General features: G+C 64.9%; 13 protein-coding genes. 7 read left to right on the top strand and 6 right to left on the bottom strand.

Annotation, left to right across the window (positions count from 1 at the left end):
- Positions 1–82 precede the first annotated feature (82 nt).
- Positions 83–1,063, bottom strand: coding sequence for a transglycosylase SLT domain-containing protein (locus tag QQL87_RS06395; protein WP_284416856.1), 981 nt, complete (start codon positions 1,061–1,063; stop codon positions 83–85).
- A gap of 175 nt (positions 1,064–1,238) precedes the next feature.
- Here QQL87_RS06395 and QQL87_RS06390 point away from each other — a divergent pair, with 175 nt between their 5' ends.
- Positions 1,239–2,174 carry a glycine reductase gene (locus tag QQL87_RS06390; protein ID WP_284416499.1) on the top strand — a complete coding sequence of 312 codons (936 nt, stop codon included), beginning with the start codon at positions 1,239–1,241 and terminating at the stop codon, positions 2,172–2,174.
- Between the two features lie 59 nt (positions 2,175–2,233).
- Here the strand turns inward: QQL87_RS06390 and QQL87_RS06385 are convergent, their stop codons facing one another.
- Positions 2,234–2,626, bottom strand: coding sequence for a hypothetical protein (locus tag QQL87_RS06385; protein ID WP_284416500.1), 393 nt, complete (start codon positions 2,624–2,626; stop codon positions 2,234–2,236).
- A gap of 200 nt (positions 2,627–2,826) precedes the next feature.
- Entirely contained in the window at positions 2,827–3,843 is a 1,017-nt protein-coding gene (locus tag QQL87_RS06380; RefSeq protein ID WP_284416501.1) for a carbon-nitrogen hydrolase family protein, read from the bottom strand.
- Positions 3,844–4,036: 193 nt separating this feature from the next.
- Between QQL87_RS06380 and QQL87_RS06375 the strand changes: the two genes are divergently transcribed.
- The 5 genes from QQL87_RS06375 (at position 4,037) to QQL87_RS06355 (ending at position 7,924) form a co-directional block, all read left to right on the top strand.
- The gene (locus QQL87_RS06375) at positions 4,037–4,993 is read left to right on the top strand and encodes an AraC-like ligand-binding domain-containing protein (protein WP_284416502.1); all 957 of its coding nucleotides are present in this window, start codon (positions 4,037–4,039) and stop codon (positions 4,991–4,993) included.
- 54 nt (positions 4,994–5,047) lie between these two features.
- Positions 5,048–5,209 carry a hypothetical protein gene (locus QQL87_RS06370; RefSeq protein WP_284416503.1) on the top strand — a complete coding sequence of 54 codons (162 nt, stop codon included), beginning with the start codon at positions 5,048–5,050 and terminating at the stop codon, positions 5,207–5,209.
- A 35-nt stretch (positions 5,210–5,244) separates the two neighbouring features.
- A complete protein-coding gene (locus QQL87_RS06365) occupies positions 5,245–5,580 on the top strand; it encodes a c-type cytochrome (RefSeq protein WP_284416504.1) in 336 nt (111 codons plus the stop codon).
- 99 nt (positions 5,581–5,679) lie between these two features.
- A complete protein-coding gene (locus QQL87_RS06360) occupies positions 5,680–7,104 on the top strand; it encodes an MFS transporter (RefSeq protein ID WP_284416505.1) in 1,425 nt (474 codons plus the stop codon).
- 58 nt (positions 7,105–7,162) lie between these two features.
- The gene (locus QQL87_RS06355) at positions 7,163–7,924 is read left to right on the top strand and encodes a sulfite exporter TauE/SafE family protein (protein WP_284416507.1); all 762 of its coding nucleotides are present in this window, start codon (positions 7,163–7,165) and stop codon (positions 7,922–7,924) included.
- An 82-nt stretch (positions 7,925–8,006) separates the two neighbouring features.
- On the opposite strand, the gene clpA is transcribed toward QQL87_RS06355, so the two are convergent.
- On the bottom strand, positions 8,007–10,397 hold the full coding sequence (clpA, locus tag QQL87_RS06350; protein WP_284416509.1) for an ATP-dependent Clp protease ATP-binding subunit ClpA: 2,391 nt from the start codon (positions 10,395–10,397) through the stop codon (positions 8,007–8,009).
- A gap of 347 nt (positions 10,398–10,744) precedes the next feature.
- The gene (clpS, locus tag QQL87_RS06345; RefSeq protein WP_284416510.1) at positions 10,745–11,077 is read right to left on the bottom strand and encodes an ATP-dependent Clp protease adapter ClpS; all 333 of its coding nucleotides are present in this window, start codon (positions 11,075–11,077) and stop codon (positions 10,745–10,747) included.
- 454 nt (positions 11,078–11,531) lie between these two features.
- Between clpS and QQL87_RS06340 the strand changes: the two genes are divergently transcribed.
- Positions 11,532–13,304 carry a TadE/TadG family type IV pilus assembly protein gene (locus tag QQL87_RS06340; RefSeq protein WP_284416511.1) on the top strand — a complete coding sequence of 591 codons (1,773 nt, stop codon included), beginning with the start codon at positions 11,532–11,534 and terminating at the stop codon, positions 13,302–13,304.
- A gap of 87 nt (positions 13,305–13,391) precedes the next feature.
- Here QQL87_RS06340 and QQL87_RS06335 read toward each other — a convergent pair whose 3' ends face one another.
- Positions 13,392–13,733: a phasin family protein gene (locus tag QQL87_RS06335; RefSeq protein WP_284416512.1), complete on the bottom strand. Its 342-nt coding sequence runs from the start codon at positions 13,731–13,733 to the stop codon at positions 13,392–13,394.
- Positions 13,734–14,059: the final 326 nt, after the last annotated feature.

Genomic DNA, 14,059 nt, shown 5'->3' with positions numbered 1-14,059 from the left:
CGCGATAAGGCTGGCGAAAGCCCCTCACGTCAACCGTCATCCGGCGCGCGCGGCTCTGCATCCGGCGCAAGCCGTCCCGGCGTCAGGCCCGGTTGCGCAGCACGAAGCACGCGCCGCCGGCCTGGCGGATGCGGCTGCAGAGGTTATTGGCCTCGGGCCGGGTCTCCGCGCCGATCCGCACCTGGTAGAACGCCCGGTTGCCGCGCGAGCGCATCACCGACGACAGCAGGCTCGGATCACGATCGCCGATGACGGGGCCAAGTCCCTTGATGGCCCGCGCATACATCGCGAGCGCCCTGTTCCGATCGAAGCCGGCCGCGAGCTGCACGCCCCAGGTTTTCGCGGCCGAGACGGCGACATGCTGCTCGAGCTGGGTCACGAACGGGTTCGGCGCGCGCTTCAGCAGCGCCATCAGCTGATGACACGAGGTCGGCCGCGCAGCCGGCGGCGTCTTGCTGCCCCTGCCGGCCGCCGCCCAGTCGTCGATCGACGAGCCCGTGATGGCCGAGACGTAGTTGCGGGTCTCCCAGGGAATTTGGCCTTTGCCGCCGAGCCAATCCTGAACGCGGCGCGGGCCGGCATTGTAGGCGGCGGCGGCCAGACCGAGATTGCCAAACTGATCGCGAAGCTCGGCCAGGAAATGCGCCGATTTCGGCAGCGCCTGCACCGGATCGAACGGATCGAGCAGCTGCCGCTCGCTCGCGGTGGCCGGCATGAACTGGGCGATCCCCTGCGCGCGCTGGCCGTTGCGGGTCACCGGCCCGACCGCGTCGGTCTGGAAACGGCTCTCCTGCCAGATGACGCGCGCGAAGAATTCGAGCGGCAGATCGTTGGCCTTGGCCGCGGATTCGATCATCAGGCAGATCGCCTCGCGCGTGCCGCTCTCCTTCGGCTCGGCCGGCTTTGCAGCCGCCTCATCGCGATCTTCCTGTGCCGGAGGTGCACCGTCCACCAACGGCCAGACGGTCTCGCCCTCGTTGGCGGCGACGCTACCGGTCGTCGCGACCATGAGACAGACGACGACACTGAAGGACTGGCAAGCTGCCGCGAGCGAAATAGGCATGGACACAATGAAAAACGGCCGGCCTGGCGCCGGGGACCTCGTGCGGACAGTTAAAGCCCCAGGCTCGCACTGGTTCCAAGGCGCGGCGCCTTGACACGGCTCGCCGCGCGCGAGCAAATCGCCCATGGCTTCAGGGACAAAGGCCTCAGGAACAAGGGCTGCAGGAACAAGACCGATGACCGCATCGACCGACGACAAGCTCGGCTTCGCGCCCGAAAGCGATGCGCCGCTGTCCTACATGGCGCGCACGCGCGACTACTATCTCGCGATCGGCTATGACACGCCCTATCGGTGGGCCCACTACACATCGGCGCCGTTCCAGCCGCTGCGCAAGCCGCTCGCGCAGTCGCGCGTCACGCTCGTCACCACGGCTGCGCCCTATGATCCCGCCAGAGGCGACCAGGGCCCCGGCGCGCCCTATAATGGCGGCGCCAAATTCTACGCGGTGTATGACGGCGACACTTCGGCGAAGCACGATCTGCGCATCTCCCACATCGCCTATGATCGCACGCATACGTCGGCCACCGACTCCGGCACCTGGTTTCCGCTACCGCAACTGATACGGCTCGCCCGCGACGGACGTATCGGCGCCATCGGCCCGCGCTTCTTCGGCGCGCCGACCAATCGCAGCCAGCGCGTCACGATGGCGACGGACGCCCCGGACATTCTCGCGCGCTGCCGTGCCGACGCGATCGACGCCGTCGTGCTGGTGCCGAACTGCCCGGTGTGCCACCAGACCGTGACGCTTGTGGCGCGGCATCTCGAAGCCAACGGCGTCGCCACCGTGGTGATGGGCTGCGCCAAGGACATCGTCGAGCACGCCGCCGCACCGCGCTTCCTGTTCTCGGATTTTCCGCTCGGCAATTCCGCCGGCAAGCCGCACGATTCCGCATCGCAGGCGTTCACGCTCGAGCTGGCCCTGCGCGTTCTGGAGAGTGCGCCAGCCGCACGGACGACCGTGCAATCACCCTTGCAATGGAGCGATGATCACAGCTGGAAGCGCGACTACAGCAATCCCGCCATGCTCGCGCCGGACGAGCTGGCGCGGCGTCGCGCCGAGTTCGATGCGCAGAAGGCCGCCGCACGCGGCGTTCGCGAGACGTTGACCTAGCTCTCGTGGACCCTGCGCTCTTGAACTGCTTCGGTCCTGTGAGAGGAAGTCAAACAATCTTACTTTCCTTCAGCCTTCGGCTCGGGCTTTTGAAATTGAATATTGCACTTCTTCGAGATCGAAGCCTGCTCGATGGCAACCATCTGCCCTTTCATATTGCCCAACTCGGCAGCCGTTTGCTTATCCCCACCGACAAGAAATGCTGCTGGCCAGAATATCACGACGGCAGCAGTGGTCGCGATCGTATCATTCGTCCGCTGCTTGTCTTGAGCCCCAGAAAGTGTGGCTGCACGAGTGGAGACGCTCTGGGCCTCCATCGCCAACTGCTGGCAATTATAGGACTGATAGATCATTGGCGAGACATATGTCGGCGTGATGTCGGCCGAACTCGAGGCACAGGCGCAAAGAAAAAGAGCACCTAGAAAACTGGTATTGCGCCAACGTAAAAACATGATTCACCCCTCGCCCCGAAAAAATGTGAAACAATCTGAGAGCGAACGCAAGATCCGCGGTGAATCTCCAATGGATTTCAGTTGGGATAATCTCGCGATACGGGCGAGGAGATGAATGGCGGTATGATTTAAGGGTACGTTTGTCGCGCTGCAACCGCGTCTCCTGGCGGCCGCAGCGCACGCAGCGGCCGCCACGGAGCTTAACCACCGGCCGCGCTCGCCTCTCCGGTGGCCACCGTGTCCACCGGCAGCGCAAACGCCTCGACCCGGTTGAGCGGCTTCTTGTTGAGCAGCAACCGTGTCACGTCGGGCCGTGAATAGTGCCCGGCCGGATCGGCGGCATTCTTGGCGATGCCGATCATGCCGAGATCGATCTCGGCGATCAGCAGGCCTTCCTGCTCCGGCGGCAGCTTCTCGGCGAGTGAACTGCCGTCGGGCCCGAAGATCGCGGCATGACCGCCGCCGACATGCAGCAGCGCGTGCTTGTCGGGCCGGTCGCACAGCTCATCGATCATCGCCTGCGAGACCGTGGCGCAGGGGGCCAGCACGAAGCACGAGCCTTCCACCGCATAGACGCGCGAGGCGGCGTTGTTGACCTCGGCGCCGAGCGCCGGCGCGAACGGATCGTACAGCGAGAAGCTCGGCCAGGCCGCGACATGCACCTGCTCGTTCTGCGCATACATCGCGTATTTCGACAGCGGCTGCAGATGCTCCCAGCAGCACAGCGCGCCGATCCGGCCGATGTCGGGACGATCATGGACGGCGAGATCGCTGCCGTCGCCCTCGCCAAACACCGTGCGCTCGGCATGGGTCGGCCGCAACTTGCGGCGCCTGGCGATGGTCTCGCCATCCGGCCCGATCAGCCATTGCGCGATGTACAGGCTGCCGCCGTCACGCTCGGACAGGCCGAGCACGGCCGTGAGCTTGGCCTTGCGCACCGCGGCGCGCAGCGCCTCGGCCTGCGGGCTGTCATAGGCCAGCGAATTGTCGAAATAGCGCTGCACGAAGCCACGCCCGATGCACCAGGCCGGCGAGTCCATCCAGATGTGCCAGGGGTAGCCTGGGATGAACACCTCCGGAAACGCGATCAGCTTGGCGCCCTTGTCGGCCGCCTCCTCGATCAGCGCGATCGTCTTCTTGATCGAGGCGTCCAGGTCGAGCCAGGCCGGTGCCGCCTGCACCACCGCCACCTTGTACTTCGGATGTGCCAGTCCCATCGCTGTCGTTCCCTGCTCCCGAGTGGCGGCGCGCGGCGCCGCGTCCTCGCCTACTCTTGACGCCGCAGAGCATTCGCGCTCGTCTCACAGGGAACGAAAACTCGACTGCGGTCGCGACCAAGGGGCCAGGCGGCCCGGAATTTGCTGCATTGCCGGTGATCCGATCGACACCGGTGCAGAGGGAGCGAGAGCGATGCCGATCCTGTTCACCACGGACGGAAGCCCGGGCCACCGCCGGCTGGCGCTGTGGCAGGACATCGTTTGTGACGTCTATGTCGGCCTCGACTGCACGTCCGATCTCGGCAGCGCGTTTCGCGGCTCGGTCACGCATATCCCATTCGGACAAGCCGTCTGCTCCGAGGTCTGCTCGGACCGGCAGCGCGTGCACCGCACATCGCAGCGCATCGCACGCGCGGATGCGGACTACGTGCTGGTCGCGCTGGGGCGCGAGGGACTCGGCGGCGTGATCCAGGATGGCCGCGACACGGTCATCCGTCCCGGCGAGTTCGCGATCTACGATACGACGCGTCCCTATGAGCTGCAGTTCGACGCCGCGTTCAGGCAGACGGTGTTCAAGCTGCCGCGCGAGATGCTGCAGCGCCGGCTCGGCGCCACCGAAGCGGTGACGGCGATCAGCTTCGGGGCCGACATCCCGTTGCAGCCCCTGGCCTTCGACTTCATCGTCAGGCTCTGCGAGCGCGCCGAGCACATCGGCGCCGAGCACGCCGATCGCCTCGCCGATCAGGCCGCCGACCTGCTGGCGATGACGCTGGCCGAGCAGCTCCGGACGCAACCCCTGCCCGCCTCCAGCCACCGCGCGGCGCTGCTGTATCGCATCAAGGCGCATGTGCGGGCACGTCTGGCCGATCCCGACCTCGCTCTGCCGGAGGCCGCGCGCGAGCTCGGCCTGTCGGCCCGCTACATCAACGACCTGTTCTCCGACGAGGAGACCTCGTTCCAGCGCTTCGTGCTGTTGGAACGGCTCAAGCTGTGCCGGCGCGATCTCGCGGCAGCGGCGCTGGCGCATCGCCAGATCGGCGAGATCGCCTTCAGCTGGGGTTTCAACGACCTCTCGCATTTCGGCCGCGTGTTTCGCGACCAGTTCGGCCTATCGCCGCGCGAGTGGCGGCGCAGCAGCCCGGCGCGCTAGACTGGGCCGATGCCGACTCCCTCGATGTGTCGGCCCGCTGACGGGATCGCCTGGATGCGCCGCTTCGCCATGAAAGCCCTGTTCTCCCTGCTGACCCTGCAGCGGGACGATGAGACACGGCTGCGCTGGGATCGCATCGTGCTGATCGGCTCGACCCTGGTGACGCTCGGGCTGATCACGCTTTATGCCTATGGCAAGGCGGAGGGCCGCTGGTAAGCCGCTGCAACCGAGACCGGGAAACGAGGCCCTCAATGAGACGAGCCGTACACGCGCTTGTGCTGCTGCTCCTGACCGCCACCGCCAGCCATGCGCTGGACAGCGAGCAGAGCCGAGGAAAAGCGCTCTTGCAAAGGCTTTGCAGCAGATGCCATGCGGTGGGGGCCAGCGGTGCGAGCCCGCATCCCGATGCGCCACCGTTCCGGACCTTTGGTGACAGCAAACTCTACGACGACGATTTTGCCCAGCGACTGCAGAGCGGCCTCTCCACCATCCACAAGGACATGCCGAGCTTCCGGTTCGATCGGGCCGATGCCGAGGCCGCTGTCAATTATCTCAAGGCGATCCAGGTCCACCCCAAACCGAAATGACGCCGGGGTGTGGCCGGCCGCGCTGGAACGACGTCTCGTCAACTCGCTTGCCTGGTCCCGTTGGTTGTCTGCGGCCCGGCTGCGGCCGGAGCCTGCATCATGACGCCGCCGACCCCGGTCCTGCATACCGACGGCCTGCCGCTGCCGCAGCGGACCTGGGCGATCGTGACGATTGCGCTCGGCATCGTGCTGGCCGTCGTCGATGGCGCGATCGCCAACGTGGCGCTGCCGACGATCGCCCGTGACCTCAATGCCAGCCCTGCGTTCTCGATCTGGATCGTCAACGGCTATCAGCTTGCGGTGACGATCTCGCTGCTGCCGCTGGCTTCGCTCGGCGAGATCATCGGCTACCGCCGGGTCTATCTCGCCGGGCTCGTGCTGTTCACCGCTGCGTCCGCGCTCTGCGCGCTCGCCGACAGCCTGCTGCTGCTGACGCTCGCGCGCATCCTGCAGGGGTTCGGCGCCGCCGGCATCCTCAGCGTCAACTCGGCGCTGGTGCGCTTCACCTATCCGCAGGCCCTGCTCGGCCGCGGCATCGGCATCAACGCCATGGTGGTCGCGGTATCAGCCGCGGTGGGACCGACGATCGCAGCCGGCATCCTCGCGGTCGGCAGCTGGCCCTGGCTGTTTGCGATCAACGTGCCGCTCGGCATCGTCACCTTTGCGTTCGGCTTCCGCTTCCTGCCGCACACGCCGCGCGCGCCGCACATGTTCGACTGGCAGAGCGCGGCGCTCAGCGCGGTCACGTTCGGCTTCCTCATCGCCGCAGTCGACAGCCTCGGGCATGGCGAGGCGCTTCTCACCTGCGCCATCGAGCTCGTCGTCGCCGTCACCGCCGGTGTGTGGCTGGTCTGGCGCCAGACCCACATGGCCTCGCCGCTGCTGCCGCTCGATCTCTTGCGCATCCCGGTGTTCGCGCTGTCGATCGCGACGTCGATCTCGTCGTTCTGCGGCCAGATGCTCGCCTTCGTCGCGATCCCCTTCTATCTCGAAAGCCATTTCGGCTATTCGCCGGTGCAGATGGGCCTGCTGATCACGCCCTGGCCGATCGCGGTCGGGCTGACCGCGCCGATCGCCGGCCGGCTGGTCGAGCGCGTGCCCGCCGGCCTCCTCGGCGGCATCGGGCTGGTGATCTTTGCCGGCGGCCTGTGCGCGCTCGGATTGCTGCCAAAGGACCCGTCGGCATGGGACGTCGTCTGGCGCATGGCGCTGGCCGGCTGCGGCTTCGGCCTGTTCCAGACCCCGAACAACCGCACCATGATCGCGGCCGCCCCGCGCGAGCGCGCCGGCGGCGCCAGCGGCATGCTCGGCACCGCGCGCCTCCTCGGCCAGACCACGGGCGCGGCGCTGGTCGCGATGTTCCTCGCCCTCGACCCGGCCGACGGCACCCGGCTTTCCCTGCTGACCGGCGTCGGCTTCGCGCTGGTCGGCGCGTTCCTGAGCATGCTCAGGCTGTCGCCGGCGGGGGCGCGCGGCGCCGAGCATGTCCGCGTTCACGACGCCCAGCGGCTCAAGGGCGAATGATGCACGCTCCGGAACATCATACCGGCTTCGGCGGGATCAGGCGAGACGAGCGGGCGACATGACGGACTGGACCATGCTCGCTCTGCTCGCGCTCGCCGCCTTCGGCTCCGGCATCGTCAATGCGCTGGCGGGCGGCGGCGCCTTCCTGACCTTTCCGACCCTGCTCGCGGCCGGCATCCCGGCCATTGACGCCAACGCCTCCAGCACCGTCGCGCTGTGCCCGGGGCAATTCGTCAGCGCCTTCGCCTCGCGCGGCATTCTCAACAATTCCGACGCGCCGTGGCGACGGGATCTCATCAGGCTGTCGGTCATCAGCCTGATCGGCGGCACGCTCGGCGCGGTGCTGCTGCTGGTGACGCCATCGGCCGCCTTCAGCCGCCTTGTGCCCTGGCTGCTGCTGTTCGCGACCGCGGTGTTCGCCTTCGGCATGCGCTTCACGCAGAAGGACGGCGCGCGCTGGTTCGGGCCGCTCACCATCCAGGCCGTGCAGTTCGGCATCGCCATCTACGGCGGCTATTTCGGCGGCGGCATCGGCATCATGATGCTGGCAGCGCTGGTGTTCTATGGGATGCGCGACATCCGCGCCATGAACGGGCTGAAGATCTGGCTGGCGGCGCTGATGAACACCATGGCTTCTCTGATCTTCGCGTTTTCAGGCCGCGTGCACTGGCTGGAGACGCTGACCATGATGGCCGCCGCGATGGTCGGCGGCTTCGTCGGCGCCCGGCTCAGCCAGATCATCCCACCGGCCCATGTGCGCCGCTTCGTCATCGCGGTCGGTTGCGGACTGACGGTGTATTTCTTCATCAAGCCGGCATGATCCCGTCGCAGAGAACATCCCGCCACAAACAAAAAGGCCGGCATGACGCCGGCCTTTTGCATTGGTTATTTTTGTCCGAGCCTCAGGCCTTGACCAGCGGGCCCTTGGAGGCCGGGCCCTTCGAGCCACCGCCGCCGGACTTCGGCTTGCGCTTGCGCGCCGCCGGCACTTCCGACTTCGGCGTAACCGGCCCCTCGACGAACTCGAAGCCGATCTTCTCCTCGACCCCGGACTCGTCCTTGACGAGGACGACGCGGACGTGGCCGCCGCCCTTCAGCTTGCCGAACAGCACCTCGTCGGCGAGCGGCTTCTTGATGTGCTCCTGGATCACACGGCCCATCGGGCGCGCACCCATCTGCTCGTCATAGCCGTGCTGGATCAGCCAGGCCTTGGCCGGCTCCGACAGCTCGATCGTGACGTCGCGGTCGGCGAGCTGAGCTTCGAGCTGCAGCACGAACTTCTCGACGACCATTCCGATCACCTCGACATTGAGGTGCGCGAACGAGACGATGGAGTCGAGCCGGTTGCGGAACTCAGGCGCAAACTGCCGATTGATCGCCTCGTGGTCGTCGCCTTCCCGCTTCGAGCGATGGAAGCCGAACGCCTGCTTGGCCATGTCGGCCGCACCGGCATTCGTGGTCATGATCAGGATCACGTTGCGGAAATTGACCTGCTTGCCGTTGTGGTCAGTGAGCCGGCCGTGATCCATGATCTGCAGCAGCACATTGTACAGATCCGGATGCGCCTTCTCGATCTCGTCCAGCAGCACCACGCAATGCGGGTGCTGGTCGACGCCATCGGTCAGCAGGCCGCCCTGGTCGAACCCGACATAGCCGGGAGGTGCGCCGATCAGGCGCGACACCGTGTGCCGCTCCATGTACTCCGACATGTCGAAGCGCAGCAGCTCGACGCCCAAGGTCGAGGCGAGCTGCTTGGCCACCTCGGTCTTGCCGACGCCGGTCGGACCCGAGAACAGATAGCAGCCGATCGGCTTCTCCGGCTCGCGCAGGCCGGCTCGCGCCAGCTTGATCGAGGCCGACAGCGAATCGATCGCCTTGTCCTGGCCGAAAACGACGCGCTTCAGCGTCTGCTCGAGATGCTTGAGCACCTCGGCGTCGTCCTTCGACACGCTCTTCGGCGGGATCCGCGCCATCGTGGCGATCGTGGTCTCGATCTCCTTAATGCCGATCGTCTTCTTGCGCTTGTTCTCGGCCAGCAGCATCTGCGCCGCGCCGGATTCGTCGATCACGTCGATCGCCTTGTCCGGAAGCTTACGGTCGTGAATGTAGCGCGACGACAGCTGCACCGCGGCCTCGATGGCCTCGTTGGTGTATTTCAGCCGGTGATAATCCTCGAAATACGGCTTGAGGCCCTTCAGGATCGCGATCGCATCCTCGACCGACGGCTCATTGACGTCAATCTTCTGGAACCGGCGCACCAGGGCGCGGTCCTTCTCGAAGTGCTGGCGATATTCCTTGTACGTCGTCGAGCCCATGCAGCGGATCGATCCCGAGGCCAGCGCCGGCTTCAGCAGGTTCGAGGCGTCCATGGCGCCGCCCGACGTTGCACCGGCACCGATCACGGTGTGGATCTCGTCGATGAACAGGATCGCGTTCGGATGCGCCTCGAGCTCCTTGAGGACCTGCTTCAGCCGCTCCTCGAAGTCGCCGCGATAACGGGTGCCCGCGAGCAATGTGCCCATGTCGAGCGAGAACACGGTCGCAGCCGAGAGCACCTCGGGCACCTCGCTGTCGACGATGCGCTTGGCGAGCCCTTCGGCAATCGCCGTCTTGCCGACGCCAGCCTCGCCGACGAACAGCGGGTTGTTCTTCTGGCGGCGGCACAGCACCTGGATGGCGCGGTTGATCTCGGAGTTACGGCCGATCACCGGATCGATCTTGCCGTCCCGCGCTTTCTTGTTGAGATTGACGCAATAGGTTTCCAGCGCCTCGCCCTTTTTCTTGGAGTCATCGGTGCCCTTGGTCTCGGTCTCTTCGTCGACGCCGCGCACGGGGCGGGCTTCGGAGACGCCGGGTCGCTTGGCGATACCGTGGCTGATGTAGTTCACGGCGTCGTAGCGCGTCATGTCCTGCTCCTGCAGGAAATACGCAGCATGGCTTTCGCGCTCGGCAAAGATCGCGATCAGCACGTTGGCGCCGGTCACCTCTTCACGGCCCGATGATTGAACGTGAATCACGGCGCGCTGGATCACACGCTGGAAGCCGGCCGTCGGCTTGGCGTCGTCGCTGCCGTCTGTGACCAGGTTTTCGAACTCGGTCTCGAGATAATTCACAAGACTGCCGCGCAGCTTGTCGAGGTCGACGCTGCATGCGCGCATCACGGCCGCTGCATCGCTGTCATCGATCAAGGACAGCAGGAGATGTTCCAGTGTCGCGTATTGATGATGACGCTCGTTGGCAATCGCCAGCGCACGATGCAGGGATTGTTCAAGGCTTTGAGAAAAAGTCGGCATGCGCGTCCTCTGTGGCCCCCTGCCATCATGATCGCCGCCGCCCGGTCAGGCAACAACAACCTTCGTCAAATATAGTTATAACCGAGTGCGACAAAAGACCGGACGAGCACATCGATTACGGGTTCACCGGATCGTCAATGCAAAACCCGTTCCGATTGCGGCAACACCGGCTGCGACAACCGAACGGCGCCCATCGGCCAGACCGGAGGGGATCCCGGCGCTGGCCGTGTTTCTGCGGGGCGGGCCTGGGGCTCGCGCTACCTGTGGCTCGCGCTACGCAGATCTGCCACGGAAGCCGCCGCGGGGGCCTGTCCTGCCGGCCGTCCCCGCCTGCGCGAGGCCCCAGGCTATTTCTTCTCCATCACACACTGCAACGGATGCTGGTGCTTGCGGGCGAAATCCATCACCTGCGTCACCTTGGTCTCGGCGATCTCGTAGGTGAAAACGCCGCACTCCCCGATGCCGTGATGGTGCACGTGGAGCATGATCTTGGTCGCGGCCTCGACGTCCTTGTTGAAGAACTTCTCCAGCACGAGAACGACGAACTCCATCGGCGTGTAATCGTCGTTCAAAATCAGGACGCGATAGAGATTGGGCCGCTTGGTCTTCGGCTTGACCTTGGTGATCACGGATGTGACCGGACCCCCGGTGCCACCGGACTTATTGTCGTTATTGCTCATCCTAGGCGCGGATCGGTTCAATCTGGAAGTTGGCTGCGACATCTTGCACGCGTTAGATATTGGCTGCGAGGACCCCAATAAAGGGTTTCTCGCATTGTCCTTGCCGGGTCACTTCGCCAACCCGGTCCTGCGTTCCAGATCGCCTGTCCCGGCCGACCGGTCCGGTCGGACCGACACCAGGAATATGGGTCAGCGGCCGGTTTGCCGCAAGCGCATCCCTGAACGGATCCGCGCTCCGGCAAGTCCGATTCCCTGCCCCGGCGATGAGTCCGAAGGTTAATCAAACCGACCGCATTTTACAAAGCCGATTCACTGGGCATTGACGGGGAACCCGCGCCGTTGCGAACGCGGTGCCATGCTGCGGTATTTGCTGCGTTTTTCGAGGTTTCGATTCACCCGCCCTTGACGAAGGCGGCCCGAAATGGCCCGCGGAAAACCATGATTGGTGAGCGACATGACCGCCGAGCCCCTCGTCCGCCTCTGCCGCCTTACGCTGCGACGCTTCGCCCGCGACCGCGGCGGCAACATCGCCGTGACCTTCGCCATCGCGCTGTTGCCGATCCTGGCCTTTCTCGGGGCCGGCATCGACTACAGCCGGGCCAATGCCGCCAAATCGTCGATGCAGGCCGCCCTGGACTCGACCGCGCTGATGCTGTCGCGCGATCTGTCCCAGGGCACGATCAGCGCAACCGACATTGGGACGAAGGCTTCCGCCTATTTCAAGGCGCTCTACACCAGCCCCGACGCAAAAAACATCTCCGTCACCGCCAACTATACCGCCTCGAGCAGCACCACGGCGTCCAACATCCAGCTCACCGCCTCCGGCCAGATCGTCACGCAATTCATGAAGCTGGCCGGCTTTCCGACCATGGACCTCAGCACCAAGGCGACCACGACCTGGGGTGACGTGAAGATGCGCGTGGCGCTGGCGCTCGACAATACCGGCTCGATGGCCTCCAGCAACAAGATGACCGCCCTGCAGAACGCGGTCGCCGGCAGCGGCGGGCTGATCGATCAGCTCAGCGCGCTCGCCAAGAGTCCGGGCGACGTCTACATCTCCGTGGTTCCGTTCGCCAAGGTCGTCAACGTCGGCGCCAGCAATTACAGCCAGAACTGGATCGACTGGACCGACTGGCAGAACCCGCCCAACATTCAGCCCAACAACGGCTCCTATCAGGCCGCAATCCCGAACGGGAGCTTCACCCAGGCGCAGTGGGACATGGTCGGACCGGGATCCTCCTGCCCGTTCAAGTCCGGCAACGGCTTCTCGTATTTCGGATGCGTCAGCGGTCCAACCACCGGCAGTTCGAGCACGTCGACGATCCCGAAGACCGGCGACGCCAATGCCGGCCAGATCTGTCCCGGCTACGATTCGGCCTCGCACAGCTACTACAATGGCTGCTGGACGACCGCCAAGACCTCGACCGTGGTCACCTACTGCACCGGCTCGAGCTGCAGGTGCAGCAATGGCGCAAATGAAAGCTGCACCTGCACCGGCACGTCCGGCACGAGCGGTTACACCTGCAAGGTGAACAACTACACCAAGACCTGGGTCGCCAACGCCAAGAGCACATGGACGGGCTGTGTCGCCGACCGCACCCAGCCGAATGACGCGAATGCCGTGTCGCCTGCGATCTCCGACGTGACGACGCTGTTCCCGGCCAACCAGCACATGGAGAACAGCACCCAATATTGCAGCAGCAGCGCCGCGACCAAGCTCGCCGAGATCGTCCCCCTCAGCTACGATTGGAGCGCGCTGAAGAGCGCCGTCAACGCCATGGAGCCCACCGGCGGCACCAACCAGGCGATCGGCCTTGCCTGGGCGGTTCAGTCCTTGATTCCGAATGGTGTGCTGAGCGCACCTGCGGAAGATGCCAACACCACCTACAATCGCGTGATCATCCTGCTGTCGGACGGCCTCAACACGGAGGACCGGTGGCCGGACTACGGCAACGGCTCGTCGCAGGCGTCGGGCAATCCGATCGACGCCCGCCAGGCCCTGCTCTGCTCGAACCTGAAGAGCTCCAAGGACGCGAAGGGCAACGCCATGTACACGATCTACACGATCCAGGTGAACACCAGCTCGCCTGCCGATCCGACCTCGACCGTGCTGCAGAACTGCGCCAGCAGCCCCGACAAGTTCTTCATGCTGACGAGCTCGAGCCAGATCGTGACCACGTTCAACTCGATCGGGACCTCGCTGTCCAAGCTGCGCGTGGCCAAATAGCGGCGGCGCCGTCCGACAGATCGTTTCAGCCAACAAAAAAGCCCGGCGCGAGCCGGGCTTTCCGCTGTCACGACGCGAAGGCTGCGATCAATGCGCGGCCGGCGGGGTGAACTTGGCAGCGATGCCTTCGAACGGCTTGAACGCCTGCTTGGCGAGGTCCGAATACAGGCCCGCGATCTTCTGCGAATCGGCGACGAACGTCTCGTAGGCCGACTTGGCGAATTCGGTCTGAACCTCGAGCACCTTGTCGATCGACTTCACGCCCTGGAGCTTCTCGACGAACGACTTGGTGTCCTCGAAGGACTTCTTGGTGTAGTCGCCATAGGCGGTGGCGATGGCCTGAAGCCCGTGCTGAACCGTGGTCGCGGAATTCACGACGGTCTCGAACTGCTCTTTGCCGTAGTTCTGGAAGTCTTCAACCTTAAACATGTGGCATTCCTTTCCCTGATTTTGAGCGCCCTCAGGGAAGCCCCGGCTCCCTGACGCATTCACAATATAGTGCATCGCACAAAAAGATCAAGAATCTTTGTGCAATGCACCATTGCTGGCATTGCGGTGGAGTCGGCGGCAAGGCGCCTCAGGTCAGGCCAGATCGCGCGAAATCTGCAGCATCGGCGCAAGGTTTCTTTAATCCTTTGGCAACTCGCCCGTCCTAACCTCTCCTGTGGTCCCGGCCAGCGTCGGCCGAACCGTAAAGCTGTTCTAAAACAGCGTCTTAACAAAACCTCAGTTCGGGCCCTTCGATGCAAAGCCGC

Source organism: Bradyrhizobium sp. SSBR45G (assembly GCF_030159255.1).
Lineage (GTDB): Bacteria > Pseudomonadota > Alphaproteobacteria > Rhizobiales > Xanthobacteraceae > Bradyrhizobium.
The sequence above is the reverse complement of the archived record's forward strand: the minus strand, read 5'-3'. Positions and strand labels throughout refer to the sequence as shown.

Coding starts and splice junctions, on each gene's coding strand:
- QQL87_RS06395 (WP_284416856.1), bottom strand. CDS start 1,063: ATGCCTATTTCGCTCGCGGCAGCTTGCCAGTCCTTCAGTGTCGTCGTC.
- QQL87_RS06390 (WP_284416499.1), top strand. CDS start 1,239: ATGACCGCATCGACCGACGACAAGCTCGGCTTCGCGCCCGAAAGCGAT.
- QQL87_RS06385 (WP_284416500.1), bottom strand. CDS start 2,626: ATGTTTTTACGTTGGCGCAATACCAGTTTTCTAGGTGCTCTTTTTCTT.
- QQL87_RS06380 (WP_284416501.1), bottom strand. CDS start 3,843: ATGGGACTGGCACATCCGAAGTACAAGGTGGCGGTGGTGCAGGCGGCA.
- QQL87_RS06375 (WP_284416502.1), top strand. CDS start 4,037: ATGCCGATCCTGTTCACCACGGACGGAAGCCCGGGCCACCGCCGGCTG.
- QQL87_RS06370 (WP_284416503.1), top strand. CDS start 5,048: ATGCGCCGCTTCGCCATGAAAGCCCTGTTCTCCCTGCTGACCCTGCAG.
- QQL87_RS06365 (WP_284416504.1), top strand. CDS start 5,245: ATGAGACGAGCCGTACACGCGCTTGTGCTGCTGCTCCTGACCGCCACC.
- QQL87_RS06360 (WP_284416505.1), top strand. CDS start 5,680: ATGACGCCGCCGACCCCGGTCCTGCATACCGACGGCCTGCCGCTGCCG.
- QQL87_RS06355 (WP_284416507.1), top strand. CDS start 7,163: ATGACGGACTGGACCATGCTCGCTCTGCTCGCGCTCGCCGCCTTCGGC.
- clpA (WP_284416509.1), bottom strand. CDS start 10,397: ATGCCGACTTTTTCTCAAAGCCTTGAACAATCCCTGCATCGTGCGCTG.
- clpS (WP_284416510.1), bottom strand. CDS start 11,077: ATGAGCAATAACGACAATAAGTCCGGTGGCACCGGGGGTCCGGTCACA.
- QQL87_RS06340 (WP_284416511.1), top strand. CDS start 11,532: ATGACCGCCGAGCCCCTCGTCCGCCTCTGCCGCCTTACGCTGCGACGC.
- QQL87_RS06335 (WP_284416512.1), bottom strand. CDS start 13,733: ATGTTTAAGGTTGAAGACTTCCAGAACTACGGCAAAGAGCAGTTCGAG.